The sequence below is a fragment of the Tateyamaria sp. syn59 genome, from assembly GCF_007995245.1.
Classification (GTDB): domain Bacteria; phylum Pseudomonadota; class Alphaproteobacteria; order Rhodobacterales; family Rhodobacteraceae; genus Tateyamaria.
Genome location: NZ_VCBA01000004.1, coordinates 12,090 through 28,176, shown reverse-complemented (window position 1 = coordinate 28,176; position 16,087 = coordinate 12,090). Strand labels below are relative to the sequence as shown.

14 protein-coding genes are annotated in these 16,087 nt (G+C 60.2%); 11 read left to right on the top strand and 3 right to left on the bottom strand.

What is annotated here, in order from left to right; genetic code table 11:
• The first annotated feature begins 16 nt into the window (after positions 1–16).
• From FD715_RS08725 to FD715_RS08710, 4 genes are all read left to right on the top strand, one after another.
• Complete coding sequence (locus FD715_RS08725) at positions 17–529, top strand: redoxin domain-containing protein (protein ID WP_147108268.1); 513 nt, start codon at positions 17–19, stop codon at positions 527–529.
• A gap of 195 nt (positions 530–724) precedes the next feature.
• Positions 725–1,705 carry a TRAP transporter substrate-binding protein gene (locus FD715_RS08720; RefSeq protein ID WP_147108265.1) on the top strand — a complete coding sequence of 327 codons (981 nt, stop codon included), beginning with the start codon at positions 725–727 and terminating at the stop codon, positions 1,703–1,705.
• 75 nt (positions 1,706–1,780) lie between these two features.
• Positions 1,781–2,308 (top strand): TRAP transporter small permease, encoded by a 528-nt coding sequence (locus tag FD715_RS08715; protein ID WP_147108262.1) that lies wholly within the window; start codon positions 1,781–1,783, stop codon positions 2,306–2,308.
• Between the two features lie 9 nt (positions 2,309–2,317).
• A complete protein-coding gene (locus FD715_RS08710; protein ID WP_147108259.1) occupies positions 2,318–3,601 on the top strand; it encodes a TRAP transporter large permease in 1,284 nt (427 codons plus the stop codon).
• A 132-nt stretch (positions 3,602–3,733) separates the two neighbouring features.
• On the opposite strand, the gene FD715_RS08705 is transcribed toward FD715_RS08710, so the two are convergent.
• The 3 genes from FD715_RS08705 to tssH form a co-directional block, all read right to left on the bottom strand.
• Entirely contained in the window at positions 3,734–4,897 is a 1,164-nt protein-coding gene (locus FD715_RS08705; RefSeq protein ID WP_147108256.1) for a hypothetical protein, read from the bottom strand.
• 91 nt (positions 4,898–4,988) lie between these two features.
• On the bottom strand, positions 4,989–5,465 hold the full coding sequence (locus FD715_RS08700; RefSeq protein WP_076627972.1) for a type VI secretion system tube protein Hcp: 477 nt from the start codon (positions 5,463–5,465) through the stop codon (positions 4,989–4,991).
• Between the two features lie 70 nt (positions 5,466–5,535).
• A complete protein-coding gene (gene tssH / locus FD715_RS08695; protein WP_147108253.1) occupies positions 5,536–8,118 on the bottom strand; it encodes a type VI secretion system ATPase TssH in 2,583 nt (860 codons plus the stop codon).
• Between the two features lie 300 nt (positions 8,119–8,418).
• Between tssH and FD715_RS08690 the strand changes: the two genes are divergently transcribed.
• The 7 genes from FD715_RS08690 to tssF all read left to right on the top strand — a co-directional run bounded on the left by FD715_RS08690 (position 8,419) and on the right by tssF (position 16,087).
• Positions 8,419–9,462 carry an ImpA family type VI secretion system protein gene (locus tag FD715_RS08690; protein ID WP_147108250.1) on the top strand — a complete coding sequence of 348 codons (1,044 nt, stop codon included), beginning with the start codon at positions 8,419–8,421 and terminating at the stop codon, positions 9,460–9,462.
• Positions 9,463–9,579: 117 nt separating this feature from the next.
• Positions 9,580–10,095 carry a type VI secretion system contractile sheath small subunit gene (gene tssB, locus FD715_RS08685; RefSeq protein WP_147108247.1) on the top strand — a complete coding sequence of 172 codons (516 nt, stop codon included), beginning with the start codon at positions 9,580–9,582 and terminating at the stop codon, positions 10,093–10,095.
• Entirely contained in the window at positions 10,095–11,573 is a 1,479-nt protein-coding gene (gene tssC / locus FD715_RS08680) for a type VI secretion system contractile sheath large subunit (protein ID WP_147108244.1), read from the top strand. Before tssB ends, tssC (FD715_RS08680) begins: the two co-directional genes overlap by 1 nt.
• A 1-nt stretch (position 11,574) precedes the next feature.
• Complete coding sequence (gene tssC, locus FD715_RS08675) at positions 11,575–12,999, top strand: type VI secretion system contractile sheath large subunit (RefSeq protein WP_147108241.1); 1,425 nt, start codon at positions 11,575–11,577, stop codon at positions 12,997–12,999.
• Positions 12,996–13,784: a type VI secretion system accessory protein TagJ gene (locus FD715_RS08670; RefSeq protein ID WP_147108238.1), complete on the top strand. Its 789-nt coding sequence runs from the start codon at positions 12,996–12,998 to the stop codon at positions 13,782–13,784. The genes tssC (FD715_RS08675) and FD715_RS08670 overlap by 4 nt, the downstream gene beginning before the upstream one ends.
• Positions 13,777–14,319, top strand: a complete 543-nt coding sequence (gene tssE / locus FD715_RS08665) for a type VI secretion system baseplate subunit TssE (protein ID WP_189799446.1) — start codon at positions 13,777–13,779, stop codon at positions 14,317–14,319. Before FD715_RS08670 ends, tssE begins: the two co-directional genes overlap by 8 nt.
• The gene (gene tssF / locus FD715_RS08660; RefSeq protein WP_147108232.1) at positions 14,312–16,087 is read left to right on the top strand and encodes a type VI secretion system baseplate subunit TssF; all 1,776 of its coding nucleotides are present in this window, start codon (positions 14,312–14,314) and stop codon (positions 16,085–16,087) included. The genes tssE and tssF overlap by 8 nt, the downstream gene beginning before the upstream one ends.

Here is a 16,087-nt window from a genome sequence, read left to right as displayed (position 1 = left end):
GCCAGAAGGATGCAGGATGACTAAAAAGCCACGTGTGGGGGAACCCGTCGCACCCATGGAGTTTCTGACCGTCGGGTCCGGTACGGTCTCTGTCGGACATCCCAAGGATCGTTGGACAATGCTGTTTGTGTATCGCGGGCGGCACTGCCCGCGCTGCAAAAGGTTTCTGAACAAACTGGATGATATGCTCAGCGACTGGACGGCGATCATGGATGTCGTGGTGGTGTCCGCAGATACGGTCGAAAAAGCGCAGCAGGATCAGGATGAGTTCGGGTGGGGGTTCGACCTTGCATACGGTCTGACCGAGGACCAGATGCGGTCCCTGGGTCTGTACGTGTCCGACCCGTTGTCGGAAGCGGAGACATCGGACCGGTTTTCCGAACCGGGCGCCTTCGGCATTCGGCCCGACGGAACACTGATGCTTGTCGATATCTCAAACGGTCCTGCCGCTCGTCCGGATCTTGCTGAACTGCTGGACGGAATGACCTTCAATATCGAGAATGATCGCCCCGTTAGGGGTTTGGCGTAACGCCATCTGCGCATGACGTGGTTTCGACCTGCGATTGAAGGAAAACATTTCAGTTGACAAAACTGGTATACTAGTACTCCTTTGGGGCATCAAAATGCCAAACCGTCGTTTTTCCCTTGGTGGCCGGGAGGCTCGGGTGCCCGAGGCAAGACACGGCGAGACAAGAATTTGGCTCTGGTCTTTAGGGAGGAAACCATGTTCCAGAATGTCACGAAATCACTGGTCGGCGCGGCGGCGGTGGCTGTTATGGCCGTCTCGGTCCATGCTGCGGATTGGCGCGGATGGAATATCCATACGGACGGATATCCAAATACGGTCGCCATGGACAAATTCGCCGAATTGCTGGCGGAAAAGACCGGCGGGGAAGTCACATTGCAGATGTTCCACGGCGGGACTTTGGGCAGCCAGCCAGACGCGGTTGAGCAGGTGCGCGCCGGTGCGCTTGAGGTGGGCAACTTCAACCTGGGCCCGATTGGCCCGATCGTGGCCGAGGCGAATGTGGTTTCGCTGCCGTTTATCTTCAAGGATGTCGCACACATGTTCCGCGTTCTCGAAAGCGAGGGCGGCGCAGCCATCGCCGAGGGCATGGCGGCCAAGGGGCTCAAGCCACTGGCTTGGTATGACGCCGGGGCGCGTTCATTTTACAACGGTGAAAAGCCGATCAACACGCCTGCGGATGTCGAAGGCATGAAGGTCCGGGTCATGAACAACGACCTGTTCACCGGAATGATCGCAGAACTGGGTGGCAATCCGTCACCGATGGCCTTTGCCGAAGTGTACCAGGCCCTGAAAACCGGCGTCGTAGATGGCGCGGAAAACAACTGGCCCTCCTACGAATCCACCGGTCACTTCGAGGTTGCGGGCTATTACTCACTGTCGCAGCATCTGATCATCCCTGAGTGCATTTGCGTGAATACGGCGGCGTTCGACGCTCTGTCCGCTGATATGCAGGCCGCCGTGACCGAAGCTGCACAGGAATCTGCGATCCTGCAGCGGGAACTGTGGGCCGCGCGCGAAGCGGCGAGCCGCGAAGCCGTGGAAGCCGGTGGCGTGGTCGTGAACGAAGTCGCGGACAAGGGACCTTTCCAGGACGCGATGGCTCCTGTTTACGAGGCATATTTCGAGACCAACCCGGGCCTGCGCTCTTTGGTCGAGCTGATCCAGGCCACTGAATAGGTTGCTGTCTGAAGATGCTTTAACCGCCCGGCTCCGTATCATCGGAGCCGGGTGACTTGTCCTGAGGGTCCAACGATGAGTGACGCACTGCGCGGATCAATACACTTGCGGCGTATGTCACGGGCGCTCGATGCGCTTGCGCTCGTGTGCAAGGTTGCGACGGGCATCGCACTTGTGGTGCTGACGGTCATTTTCGGCTGGCTTGTGTTCGGTCGCTACGTGCTGAACGCAACGCCCACTTGGGTAGAGCAGGTGGCCCTTTTGCTGGTCATGTTGATCGCGTTTCTCGGCGCTGCAGTAGGGGTGCATGAACACACGCATCTGTCGGTTTCCATCGTCCGCAGCTCGGTGCCACGCCGCGTGCGCTCCGCCTTGGTTGTCATCTCGGACATCTCAATGGCGGCATTTGGGGGGCTGATGCTGTGGTATGGGTGGCAGCTGACCCTCTTCAAATGGGGATCGCTGATCCCGCTGATCCAGGTGCCAGAGGGCTTACGCTCATTGCCGCTTACGGTCGGGGGCGCCTTGATCCTGCTATTCTCTCTTGGCCATCTCATCCGCCTGTTTCTGGGTGCGGACGAACGCAGCGACAGTATCGAATAGGATCTGATCATGGGAATTGCCGTCCTTCTGGGGGCCTTTGCCTTCTGCGTGCTGATTGGCACGCCCGTCGCGTTCGCTCTTGGTATCTCGGCCATCGCGGCCTTCTGGTTCGAAGGGCTGCCGCTGATGATCGGTTTCCAGCGGATCATCAGCGGGATCAACGTCTTTGCGCTTATGGCGATCCCATTTTTCATCTTTGCGGGAGAGTTGATGTTCCATGGCGGCATCGCCATGCGCCTCGTGCGTTTTGCCCAAGCGGCTGTTGGGGCGGTCCGGGGCGGTCTGGGCATCGTGAACGTGTTTTCCTCGATGCTCTTTGGCGGCATCTCTGGCTCGGCCATCGCCGACATTTCAGCGCTTGGTTCGATCCTGGTGCCGGTGATGAAGGAAAAGGGGTATGACGCGGATTATGCTGTGAATGTCACGGTGACGTCCTCGATTGCGGGCATCATCATCCCACCCAGCCACAACATGATCATCTTTGCGATTGCTGCGGGCGGCGGGATTTCAATTTCGAAGCTGTTTCTGGCAGGCGTGGTGCCCGGCATTCTGATGTGTGCTTGCCTTGCAGCGGCGGCTTACATCGTGGCGGTCAAGCGCGGCTACAGCGCCGAGAAGTTTCCCGGAATGACCGCACTCCTGATGGCCTTTCTGGGCGCGATACCGGGGCTTTTGACGGCAGTGATCATCGTGGGCGGGGTCCTGTCGGGCGTATTCACTGTGACGGAATCCGGTGCGTTCGGCGCGATCTACGCCTTTCTTGTGACTTTGCTGGTGTACAGATCCATCACCTTCGACAAGTTCAAGACGGCAGTGCTGCAATCGGTTCGCACGACCGCGATGGTCATGATTCTGATCGCGTGCGCTGGTGCGTTTGCATACATGCTGACATTCTACCGCGTCCCTGCGAAAACGGTGGACCTGCTGACCGGGCTGACGGAAAATCCGATCCTGATCCTATTGATGATCAACCTGGTCCTGCTGATCCTCGGCATGATCATGGACATGGCGGCGCTTATCCTGATCTGCACGCCGATCTTCTTGCCTGTGGCCAACAGCCTTGGCATCGACCCGTTGCAATTTGGCATGATCCTTCTTGTCAACTTGGGCCTCGGGCTGTGCACACCGCCTGTGGGGTCATGCCTGTTCGTTGGATGTGCCGTAGGAAAACTGCCGATGGAAAAGGCAGTCAGGACGATCTGGCCGTTCTATATCGCCATCCTGATCGCGCTGATGCTGATCACCTTTGTCCCCGCGATCTCGTTGACCTTGCCGTCGCTTATCGGCGGGTAGCCCTCCGGAGGCAGCTTACAGCCCTGCCACGATCAAATGCATGGCGCGTTCAGCCTGCCGACTGCCCTGTAGGTAGGCCTTCGCCATTGGCCCACATGCACACGCGGGTCAGGCGTGTCGCGTCGGGGTCTGCTATCCAGCCGCGGCCTGCGCCGGGATCCTGTTCACGAGCGGCGACGCATCGTTCAGCGCGCGCAGCGCTTTTGCGCTGTTGCGCATGGCTGTGGCATCGACGTCAGAACCAAACGGGCCCGTCTCGAAGAAAGAGCGGTCGCGGATCAGGTCGCGCGGCAGACCTTTCAGCTGCACAAGCGTATCTTTCGCGTCCAGTTCGTCGGCCATCAACTCGTTGATGCGGTCTTCGACCTTATTGCCCGGATCGCGGTAGACGACCCGTTGGCCTTCTTGTGAATACTGTCTGGATCTGTTCCGCGGATAATCTGGAGAGCCTGGAAGCGCCTCAATCGCGGACGAGGTCGTTGTGTAGACGGCGATGGCATCCTTCCGCGTGTGGTGGCTGAACTTTGTGACCTCCAGCCGGTCGAATTGCATCAGGTAGTCGAGGAACAGGGCCAGTTCAAAGCGCCGGCGCATCGTGACCAGCGTCGCCTCATCAATTGTCGGAGGGCGTTTCAGAAACGGATGTTTGTCCAGATCATCGGCAAACGCCGCGAGGATGTCTTCGGAGCCGTCACCGGCAATCGCTGCCTCAATCTGCGCTTCGAGGTAGGCATAGGAGTTTTTTACATACGCAGTCATCGCAAGCAGCAGGGAACTCGGGTTGCCAGTTTGGATCTCGAGACCGGGTACGTCGGCCGTGACTCTTGTCGCCTGCTTGGCCGCTTGTTTGCGCACGTAACTTGCTACCTCGGACCGGACCGGCGCCCAGATCGCTTTCACGACAGTTCGGTTTGACAACTGGTTCGTGGCAGAGTGCAGCGCTCCGCCTTGTGACACCGCCCATCTCGCTACTTTGGACGAGGCAAGGCCGGATGATGCGACCCGCGCCGAATAGGTTGCCATGGTTTTGCCCACAGCGGTTCCGGCCAGGATCGTCACCGCGCTGCCCGCGGCAATCGGGGCCGCGGCCACCGCAGCTACGATCAGAACCGTCATCGCCAGTTCCATCTTCAGGTCATCGGCGGCCTTTTGTTCGTCCAGTTTCTTGTTGAACGCATCAAAAGCGTCCGAGTATGCCCCGGCGACTGCCTGAAAGACATGCCCATAGTAATCGGATTTAATCGAACCAAGGCGTCGCGCGTGCGCTTCCAGCCTCGTTTTTGCATCGGTGGCCATGATGTGGCGCCCCTCGTTTCGCTGACAACAGGAGTTCGGACGGAAAAGGCAGGGCCGGTCCCCACGATTGCGGGAACCGGCCAGAGGCGCGTTAAGCGGCCTTGGTCGTGGTCAGATCGTAGGATGCGATCATTGGCGACTGCGGGCTGTGGTTTTCGTCGTGCGGGATGTACTTTACTTCCATCTTGGTGAAGTTCAGACGAATGGTTTCAACCGGACGATCCCCGGACGTATCCACCGAATAGTTGGATACAAGCGTGTTGGTCAGCTTGTACTCGACATAGGTGTCACCGGGGTTGCCGGTGGTGACAAGGTGAATGGTGCACAGCTTGCCTGTGCGACCGGTGCAGGCCTCGGCAAAGAGTTTGGTCGAGGAACTGTCCGTGACCTTGGTCAGAACCACTTCGCTGACCGTCGGTTCGGAGGCTTCGCGGTTCGCGGTGGAACCGGCCTGCGTGTTCATGTTGCGTGCAACATTCCAGTGCAGTGTTTCGATATCCATCCACTCACGGTGGGTCTCGTGGGTCGCATCACCAGGCACACCGTCCAGTTGCATGTAGATTGGCATTTTGTATTGCTCCTTGGGTCAATTTGGTTGCAGTCGTTCGTGGCTTAGGTTGCGGCAAGCACAGCGGCGGCTAGCTTGCCAGACGTCTCCTCTTTCCGATCGCGGCGACTGTAATTTCGCCGTTCTCATCGACGTCCATTTCGACCGCGCGCGGCACCAGACCGCGCGTGATCGAATCCAGGAAAAGGTCCGCCAACAAGGGTAGAACCTTTTGTGAAAGCATCGCCTCAATGGCGCGCGCACCCGTTTCGCTAGACTTGGCGTGCGCGCCGAGTGTGTCGCGGGCGGCATCCGTGACCTTGAGCTGGGCCTCGTAGTTGGCGGCCAACCTTTCTGCGATGCGGGTGATTTGCATATCAACGATGCCGTTCAGCGTATCGCTGTCCAGCGGCTGGTAGGGCACGACCGTCACCCGCCCCAGAAAGGCAGGTTTGAAATGGGACAGAAGTTCGGGCCGGATCAGGTCTGGCAGCGTGTCGGGCGCAGGCATCGCATCCGGATCCTCAGCAAGCATCGCAAGGGTTTCTGTTCCGGTGTTCGCCGTCATCAGGATTGTCGTGTTTCGGAAATCCACGTCGCGGCCTTCGCCGTCGCGCAGCACGCCCTTGTCGAACACTTGATAGAAAATGTCCTGAACCGCTGGATGTGCCTTGTCAATTTCGTCCAGAAGCAACACGCCGTAGGGCCTGCGCCGCACGGCTTCTGTCAGCACGCCGCCCTCGCCGTAGCCGACATAGCCGGGGGGCGAGCCCATCAGCAGAGAGACTTTATGCTCTTCTTTGAACTCCGACATGTTGATGACACTCAGCGCTTGCTGACCGCCATAAAGCTCATCCGCCAGCGCCAGAGCGGTTTCGGTTTTGCCCACGCCAGACATGCCAGCCAGTAGGAAAACGCCCTGCGGTCGGCGCACATCACCAAGCCGTGCACGCGCCACGCGCATCGCCTTGCACAGCGCGTCGATCGCGGCGTCCTGGCCCAGCACGCGCGCCTTCAGGCGCTGATTCAGGGAGCCCACCGCGTCAATCTGATTGCGCATTAGGCGTCCGGTCGGCACTCCGGTCCAGCGGCCAATCACTTGCGCGACGGCCTCGGCATCCACTACGCGATGGACAAGGGGATTTTCGCCGCCAGCTTTGGCGAGGGCCTGTTCCGCTTCGGCCAGTTCGGGCAGGTTTGCTTGCCCGGCGGCGGCCACAGCGTCCGCTTTGGCAGCCAACGCGCGCTGCTTTTCAAGTTCCAGCGCAACGGTTTTTGCGGCGCTTTCTTCGACAGCATGGGCTGTGCGCAGTGACTTCAGGCTGTTGTCTTGCGCACCTGAGGCTGCGGGTTCGCTTTCCAGCCGCTCGATTTCTGCCGACAGGTGGCGGGCTTCGATCCTGTGCCGTTCCAGCGCCTCGGGATCAATGTCGCGGGACAGTCGGACCGCTGCAGCAGCCGTGTCGATGACGCTGACCGCCTTGTCGGGCAAGTGCCGCTCAGGCAGGTAGCGCGCGGACAGGTCGACCGCGGCGCGCAATGCGCTTTCGCGGATAGACACCCCATGATGTGCCTCGAATTTGACCGCAACGGCGCGCATCATCCGCACGGCCGTTTCAATGTCCGGCTCGTCAACCTTGATCGGTTGGAACCGACGCGTCAGGGCCGCATCCTTTTCGAAGTATTTCTTGTACTCACCCCAAGTGGTCGCCGCGATGGTGCGCAATTCGCCGCGCGCCAGCGCTGGTTTCAGAATATTGGCTGCATCGCCTTGCCCAGCCTGCCCACCGGCGCCGATCAAACCGTGTGCTTCGTCGATGAACAAAATCACCGGGCTGGCTGTAGCCTTGACCTGATCCAATATGCCGGTCAGGCGGCGTTCGAACTCGCCCTTCACTCCGGCGCCTGCTTGAAGCAGGTTGAGGTCCAGCGCATAGAGCGTCATCTCTTTCAGCGGTTTCGGCGCTGTTCCGTCGGCGATCATCATCGCGAAAGCTTCGACAACGGCGGTCTTGCCGACCCCGGCTTCACCCAGCAGGATCGGGTTGTTCTGTCGCCGCCGCAGCAGGATGTCGACCATCTGGCGCAACTCGGCATCACGTCCGACGATGCGGTCGATTTTTCCTTCGCGGGCCTGTGCCGTCAGGTCGTGGGTGTAAAGCGCGATGAAGTCTTCGCCGCTGGTCGCTGGCCGGGTGTCGCCCGATGCATCTGTGTCTGCGGTTGCTGCAATCCGGTCCTCAAGAACGGATTTGTCCAATTGAAGCAGAGAGGGGGCTGCGCGCCGCACGGCTGCTCTCAACGCCGTGTCGTTTGTGAGCACATGCAGCAGGATGTCGGCTGTCACCATGCGCTGGGCGAACCTCAGACTGGTGGCCGTCCAGCTTTCGCGCGCAAGGTCGACGACAGAGGCGGCCATCGTCGGTGTCGCGGCTGTGCCGCGCGGCAATGCGTCGATGGTGCGCTGCGCTTCTGCCCGGACGGCGGCCGGGTTTACGCCGGCCGCTTCGATTGCCGCTGCTGCGTTGTTCGCGTCGCACAACGCGACGATCCAATGTTCCGGCTCAATCGTTCCGTGGCCATTCCGGACAGCGATTCCCGCAGCTGTTTCCAGGGTTGCGGCCACATCGGGGGCCAGCCGTGAAATCAAAACATGCAGATCAATTTCGGACATCAGTACACATCAATCAAATCGACTAGCTCACAGTTACCGCGCCAGAATTCACGCGTTGAAACACACTTTTAGGTTGCAAGCATGGACGACGGAAACAAGCTGATTTTGTCCCGCTGAAGCCCGACGCCCAGGCGCCGCTTACACCCTTAAAGTTTTCAGCCGGTCAGCCATTCTTCAAGCATATTATCCATTCGGAATTCCGGAATTGCTCAGGTACGGTTTTATACGAATCGAGATAAGCTACCTATTAAGTCTCGGTTTTTATTGGAAAAACATGATTGCCCGTAGGAGACAAACCCGGTGCCCGATGACAGTAGGCTTCCTCAAACGGCCCTCCCGATTGGCGAGAACCCGCGGGAATCCAATTCGGGGTTAGCGGATTATCGCCGCCTCAGGGACGCAAGGTCAGCGGCGCGAGCGGAAGAGCGCCGACAGGAGGGGGCAGAACCCGCAAAACGGGTGCTGAAGATCGCGCCACATTGGCTGGAAGTCGCCGATACGGCAGCGCATCTGCTGGACCATATTGGCCTGGATATAGAAGTCACCGTGTGGCTGATTGAGGCGCGGACGCGCCTTTCCGGATTTTCCGGACTGGGCGAATCACTCGTGCGTCTTGCCGACATGGTTGAGGCGCATGGCGCTGACCTTCACCCACAACCCGAAGACGCGCTCGACCGTCCGTTCGATATAATAGGAGCCTTAAACGGCGTGGGTCGGGAAGGCACCTTGATCGCTCCGCTGCGCCTCGTGCCGCTGGCGCCTGACGGCAATTATGGTGAGCACGGCGTCTGGAACGTGACCGACGGCGGTGCTGCCGCTGCGGTTGCAATTGCTCTGGAGCAGGCGGGATCAGCGGCAATTGCTGAGCAACTTCGCGCCATAGAACAGGCCAGCAGCGCCCTTGAGCGATGCGACAGTTTGTTGGGTGATTTGCTTGGTCCGGAAGCCCCGCCCTTCAACAAGATCGAGGACGCGTTGGACGAAGCGGCGCGGACGATACGCAGCTTGGCCGCCGACATCCTGAATGAAGGTGCACCTGGCAGCGCGGTGCCAGCCACGGAAACGCCGGACAGTGCGGACGCATCGCCCGCAGATCTGCATGTGTCCTCGGCCATCACGTCTCGCGAAGACGCCTTCGGCCAGATGCTGCGGATCGCCGCATACTTTCGTCGGGCCGAACCGCACTCACCTATTGCCGACGCACTCGAAACGCTGGTGCGGCGCGGACGCATGGACTTTGCGACGCTGCTGGCCGAGTTGATCCCGGACGAGCATGCACGCACGGCGGTGATGACAACGGCTGGCATCGGCCGACGACCCGACAACAACCAGAACGGAGAGTGACCCGAAACAACTGGCGGCACCTCCGCCGCGTGATCACGCAACACATCCGCGAAACGCATTTCAACTGCAGATGCAGCTCAACCTCGAAACAACACCCGAATTTAAGGAGGCCAAAAAATGGCAAGTATTCACGACAAACTCGACAAGGTGCGCAAACCGCGCGTCCACATCAAATACGAGATCGAAACAGAAGGCACGATGGTCGAAAAGGAATTGCCCTTCGTGGTCGGCGTTCTGGGCGACTTTTCCGGCGATCCTACAGAAAAGCTGAAGCCGTTTGGCGAGCGCAAATTTGTCCAGATCGACAAGGATAACTTCGATGATGTGATGGCAAAGATGACGCCTGGCCTGAACTTCCGGGTCGAAAATACGCTCAGCGATGCAGACGAAGAGATGAAGGTTCAATTGTCCTTCTCCCGTCTCGAAGATTTTGAACCGGCGCAGGTGGTCAGCCAGGTGCCCGCTTTGAACAGCCTGCTCGAAAGCCGCAATCAACTGCGCGATCTGCTGTCCAAAGCCGACCGCTCCGAAGAACTTGAAACGTTGCTTGAGAAACTTCTGCAAGACGACGCGGCCATCAAGGACGTGGTCGATCAGCTTCAAGCGCAAACCGCAGAACAAGGGGATAAGTAATGGGTACAGAATTTCAAACCGAAGCGGGCGCAGCCGAAGCCGTTGAAAACCAGTCACTGCTCGACAGCGTGATTGGCGCGACGCGGCAGACCGAACCGGACCGCACCAAGGAACTGCTCAAGACGCTCACTGACGCCGCGTTGGATGGAACCGTCAGCTACAATCGGAACCTGACGATTACGTTGACCAAGGCGATCGATGCGCTGGACGAGAAAATCTCAGTTCAACTGGCGGCGATCATGCACAGCCCGGAGTTTTCCAAGCTGGAGGGATCGTGGCGCGGCCTGTGGCATCTTGTGCAGAACTCGAACACCTCTGCCAATCTGAAGATCAGAGTGCTCAATGCTTCCAAGACAGAGATTGGACGCGATTTGGCCAAGGCGGTGGAATTTGACCAGTCCCGCCTGTTCAAGTCCATCTACGAGGACGAGTTCGGCACGCCGGGTGGTGAACCGCTGGGCGCAATGATCGGTGACTTTGAGTTCGACAACAGCTTCGAAGATCTCGAATGTCTGCAGGGCATCAGCCAGGTGTCAGCGGCCGCGTTTGCGCCGTTTATTTCGGCAGCGGCCCCGCAGCTCTTTGGGTTTGACGACTATACCGAGCTGGCAAAGCCGCGCGATCTGTCAAAGATCTTCGATGCGTCGGAATACTCGAAATGGCGGAATTTCCGCGCGTCGGACGAAAGCCGTTTTGCAACACTGACCATGCCGCGCGTGCTTGCCCGTATGCCCTACGGTCCGACCACACGCACCATCGACGAATTCAGTTATGACGAGGCTGCGTCCTACGAAGGCGACCGCATTCCGCACAACAATTACTGCTGGATGAACGCGGCCTATGCGATGGCGGCAAGTCTGACCGAGGCGTTCAATCAAACCGGATGGTGCACGGCCATCCGTGGGGCTGAAAACGGCGGCAAGGTCGATGGACTGCCCATGCACCTTTTCTCGACGGACGGGGGCGATACGGACATCAAGTGTCCAACTGAAATCGCAATCACAGACCGACGCGACGCCGAGCTGGGCGCGATGGGTTTCCTTCCGCTGTGCTACTACAAGAACCACGATTACGCCGTGTTCTTTGGCGCACAGACCACCCACAAGCCAGAGAAGTACGACCGGCCCGAGGCCACGGCAAACGCTGCGATTTCATCCAGACTGCCGTACATGATGGCGACATCGCGCTTTGCGCATTACCTCAAGGTCATTGGGCGCGACAAGATTGGATCCTTTATGGAGCCCGAGGATTGCGAAGCCTGGCTGAATCGCTGGATCAACAACTACGTGAACGCTAATGACGATGCCGGCCCAGAGATGCGGGCGGCCTATCCACTTCGCGATGCGCGCGTTTCGGTCGAGGAAATCCCGGGCAAACCGGGCAGCTACAATGCGGTCGCATGGCTGCGGCCCTGGCTGCAGATGGAAGAGCTGACCACATCGCTGCGGATGGTTGCGCGGATCCCGGAGAAACAGTGACATGACAGACGCTACCGTCATCGCCCCGCCTCGCGTGGGTGATGCCGGGGCGGCGTTGTTTGATGAGCCGGACGCGACTGCAGCGCATGTTGCGGCGCGGGTGGACAGGCTCATTTCTGCGATTGACGCTGCCCTGACACGTCAGGTTAACGCGATTCTTGGCGCACCAGAGGTTCGTGCGTTGGAAGCCCGCTGGCGCGCGCTTGCGCGCTTGGTCACGCATGCGGGCTCTGACGGGCAGGTCGTGGTGCGTGTGCTGGATGTCGCCTGGCCGGAATTGGTACGCGATCTGGACCGTGCGGTGGAATTTGACCAGTCCCACATGCACCGGCTTGTGCATGACGCCGAGTTTGGGATGCCGGGCGGCGTGCCATTCGGTCTGATCGTCGGTGACTATGCTGTATCGTCGGCTACGGACCGCACACGTGGTGACCAGGTAGAAACCCTTGCGCGCTTGGCTGCGGTCGGTGCCGCCGCCTTTTGCCCAATCGTGTTGGGCGCTGCTGCCGACCTGCTGGGTGTTGAGGCGTTTGACCGGATCGCGCCGCACACCGATTTGTCCGAACGTCGCCCCGGGCGTGGAGAAGAGGTGCAAGCCATGCGATGGGCCGCGCTTCGCAAGCAGGAGGATACCCGCTTTCTGGGGCTTGTGGCGCCCGATCTTGTCATCCGTGCACCGCGAACCCGGCTGTCACCGGAACGCGCGGATGGCTTTACCTTTGACGAGGACCGACGTGTGCCACTGACAGTGAACGGCGCCTTTGGCTTCGCGGCGACTGTCATGGCGGCCTACCTGCGGTCCGGGTGGTTTGCCGCCATTCGTGGTGCCGAAGATGACGCGAAGGGCGGTGGCACCGTTCCGAACTGGCCCGGCCATGATCTGGATGTGGACCGTCATGGCTTGTCCCGCCAGCCCCCCGCAACGTTGCGCCTTACAGCCACGCAAGAGGACGCGTTGATCGCGCGCGGTGTCATACCGCTCAGCACGCTGCCACTGAGTGAAACGGCTGTTTTCAACGCCAATCCATCGCTGCATCAGCCCAACCGTTTCGACACCGGGATCGCAACCGAAAACGCGCGCATCTCGGCCATGCTGCAATACGTCCTCTGCACGTCGCGCTTTGCCCACTACCTCAAAGTCCTGATGCGGGACGAAATCGGTTCGGTCGCGCCACCTGAGGCAATTGAAAAAGGCCTGAACGACTGGTTGCGGGCCCATTGCCTGGGCAACGAGGATGCTGATGCGGCCCTCAAGGCGGAGTATCCGCTGCGCAACGCGTCCGTAACGGTCGCACCCCTGCCGGGACGACCGGGCGCATATGCCGCCACGATCCGGCTGCAACCGCATTTTCAACTCGACGACATTTCGACCAGCTTTCATCTCGTCTCCGAGGCTCCGGCTGGCATGGAAAGGAACATCGCGTGAGACTTTCAGTTCGCGAATTGCTGCATCAGGACGCCGTGTCAGAGGCTGTGGATGCTGCCGTATCGGGCATCAAATCCACGCCTCAGGACACCGATCTGCGGGTCACGCTGGCGCAGTTGCTGGCCGTGTCGGGGGATTTGGAACGGGCGGAAACCCACGCCAAAATGGCACAGGCGCAGGACGTTAAACGTGCGACGGCGTTGTCTGAATTTCGCCAGTACCTGCGGGCTTTGCATGCCCGTGATGCATGGTGGCAGGGTGGGGCAGCACCGGACTTTCCCGGTGAACCGACGTCGGCCGATGCGGCCGCCATGGCACTGCATGTTGCGGTGCGGGCAGGGGACTTGATCGAGGCGTCCGCGCTGGCCGGGAAATTGGAAGACATCCGCGCGCCCCGTCCTGCCGTTTGGGACGACGTTGAGGTCGAAGACTTGCGTGATGTCGATGACCGTCTACCACATGCGGTAGAGGCGCTGACGCCCGGTGGGTTCTATCTCTGGATCGACCTCGCTCGGGTCAAAAGGATCGATTTTCAAGCGATTGTTGCCCCGTTCGATGTGCTGGCACGGCGAGCGCGCGTTGCCTTGCGCGATGGATCGACCGGCGACCTGCGGCTGGTCGCGATCTATGACGCGCCACGTACGGAGGCCGAAAGACTGGGACGGATCACCGAGTTCTCGGAACTGACCCCCGGCCTGACCCGTGCATATGGGCAACGATCCTTCGTGTTTAACGACACGCTTGGCGGGCTGCTGGACCCTGCGACGGTGGTGTTCAATGACTGATGGGAGGCGACATGCGACGGCGCACAAGAGGCGGGTCGCACCGGCCCTGCTTGATCGCTTGATCGACCTTGATCCCGATCTGTCGGAAGACCCCGCAATGACAGAGGCCGAAACGATTGCCGGTCTGCGCGCGGCGCTGCGCAGGGACCTTGAAATGCTGTTAAACACCCGTACTGTCCCGCGACATTTGCCGCCGCATCTGGATGCGCTGAGCGACAGTGCGCTGAGCTACGGGACGGGCGATTTCTTTTCAGCCGAGTTGGTGACCCAGGCACAGCGCGCCGCATTCTGCGAAGAGATCCGCAAACGGATCGAGAAGTTTGAGCCCCGGTTGGTTGATCTGACCGTGGACCTTGCGTCGGACCCGATACCGTCACGCCGTCATTTGAGATTGCGGATCAAGGCGCGGCACGTGGCGCGCCCTGGGTTGCCGCCGGTCGTATTCGAAACGGCAATGGACCCGGTGGCCGGACGCTTCAGCGTCAGCGATGCCGCAATAGGGGGCGGAGCGGCGAGGGGCGGGCGCTATGGCTGACAGATTTCTCGATTTTTACAACTCAGAGCTTGAGGCGTTGCGGCAGCGCGCGGCCCGGTTCGCCGCAGCGCATCCCAAGATTGCAGCACGTCTGCGTTTGTCGAGTGATGCCGCGGATGACCCGAATATCGAGCGGCTGATCCAGTCTTTTTCCTATACCGCTGCGCGCGTGCGTCAAAAGCTTGAGGATGGTCTGCCAGAGTTGACGGATGGATTGCTGGAGACGCTTTACCCGCACTATCTGGCACCGCAGCCCGCCTTTACCGTCCTGTCGCTGTCTCCTGATCCGGCACTGGACGGCGTGTTGCCTGTCGGGCGCGGAACAGAGGTGGTCTCCGAACCCATTGACGGTGACCGTGTTCGATTTGTGACGACCCAGATTGTGGACCTTGCTCCGATCCGGCTGACCGAAACACGTTTGCGCGCTCGGCCCTTTGAGGCGCCACCTGCGCCAGCTGGTGCGGCTGCCTGTCTGCGCATCACCGTGGAACCGATGGGCGCGGTCCCACTGCGCGAGATGGGGCTGGATCGCTTGCGTCTTTTCCTGTCCGGACCGACAGCGCAGGCGCAAGGGTTGGCGCGGTTGATGTTGCAATCAACTTTGGGGGTAACGCTGGCAGCCCATGCATCAGACCCCGACGCACGCCGCATGCCTGCGACATCCGTAAGGCCGGTGGGCTTTGACGCAGACACGGCTTTGACACCCTGGCCCGAAGGCAGTTTTGCAGGCTACCGCACCTTGTCTGAGTTTGCGGCACTGCCTGAAAAATTCCTGTTTTTCGACATCGACCTCGGCCCCTTGAGGGAAACTGATAGGCTGGACGTCTATCTCTTTTTTGACCGTCCGCTGGACGACACCCTGGCGCGTGTCGGGCCAGGGTCGATCACCTTGCATGCCACACCCGCCGTGAACCTGTTCCCAGCGCGCGCGGAACCGGTTGCCCTTGATGGCAGCCGCACAACGTACCCGCTGGCTGCTGACGCACGGCGCCCGCAAACGCGCGCGGTGCATTCGGTGACAGGCGTCACCATCGCTGCAGCGGATGGCACAACCCAGATTGCACCCCCGTTGTTTCATCGATTGACGGACCGCCGGGCGGGCGAGGTCTATTGGCATCTGCGTCGCCACGCGCCGGAAGATGACGGGCACCTTGGTCGAACGACACTCGCGTTCGTGGATAGGCGCGGCGTCGACGCAACCTGTGATGCCGGGACGGCTGGTGTGGATATTCTGGCGACCAACGGCACGCTGTCACGCAAACTGCCCTTTGGCGGGGGTCAACCCCGGCTCACCCTGTCCTCGCCCATCGACCACGTGACCGGTGTCACCTGCCTGCGTGCACCGACGCCGCCACGTGCGCCTGCGTCGGACGATGACAGAGCTTGGCAGTTGATGTCGCACCTGTCCTTAAACCACCTGTCCGTGCAATCGGGCGGAGCCGCCACGCTGCGCGAGATCTTACGCCTTTACGATCCCGGTGACGGACCCGAGTTCACGCAGATGATCGATGCCATCGACAGTGTCGACAGCACGACGGGGCTTGCGCGGATCGAGGGCGTGAACGTGACGGGCACGGACATTACGCTGACATTTGATGACAACCGTATTTCGGTAGGGCAAGCGGTTGTGTTTGCCTCGGTGCTCGACCGTTTCTTTGGGTGCTACACAACGCTCAACACCTTCACCAGACTGCATGTCCGGCTGAAGAACCGGCTCGATACGCTTGCGCATTTCCCGGCACGCTCCGGCGAGGGGGCTTTGATCTAA

Bases quoted from the DNA above. Each gene is read 5' to 3' on its own strand.
- FD715_RS08725 (WP_147108268.1), top strand. From the start codon at position 17: ATGACTAAAAAGCCACGTGTGGGGGAACCCGTCGCACCCATGGAGTTT.
- FD715_RS08720 (WP_147108265.1), top strand. From the start codon at position 725: ATGTTCCAGAATGTCACGAAATCACTGGTCGGCGCGGCGGCGGTGGCT.
- FD715_RS08715 (WP_147108262.1), top strand. From the start codon at position 1,781: ATGAGTGACGCACTGCGCGGATCAATACACTTGCGGCGTATGTCACGG.
- FD715_RS08710 (WP_147108259.1), top strand. From the start codon at position 2,318: ATGGGAATTGCCGTCCTTCTGGGGGCCTTTGCCTTCTGCGTGCTGATT.
- FD715_RS08705 (WP_147108256.1), bottom strand. From the start codon at position 4,897: ATGGCCACCGATGCAAAAACGAGGCTGGAAGCGCACGCGCGACGCCTT.
- FD715_RS08700 (WP_076627972.1), bottom strand. From the start codon at position 5,465: ATGCCAATCTACATGCAACTGGACGGTGTGCCTGGTGATGCGACCCAC.
- tssH (WP_147108253.1), bottom strand. From the start codon at position 8,118: ATGTCCGAAATTGATCTGCATGTTTTGATTTCACGGCTGGCCCCCGAT.
- tssB (WP_147108247.1), top strand. From the start codon at position 9,580: ATGGCAAGTATTCACGACAAACTCGACAAGGTGCGCAAACCGCGCGTC.
- tssC (WP_147108244.1), top strand. From the start codon at position 10,095: ATGGGTACAGAATTTCAAACCGAAGCGGGCGCAGCCGAAGCCGTTGAA.
- tssC (WP_147108241.1), top strand. From the start codon at position 11,575: ATGACAGACGCTACCGTCATCGCCCCGCCTCGCGTGGGTGATGCCGGG.
- tssE (WP_189799446.1), top strand. From the start codon at position 13,777: ATGACTGATGGGAGGCGACATGCGACGGCGCACAAGAGGCGGGTCGCA.
- tssF (WP_147108232.1), top strand. From the start codon at position 14,312: ATGGCTGACAGATTTCTCGATTTTTACAACTCAGAGCTTGAGGCGTTG.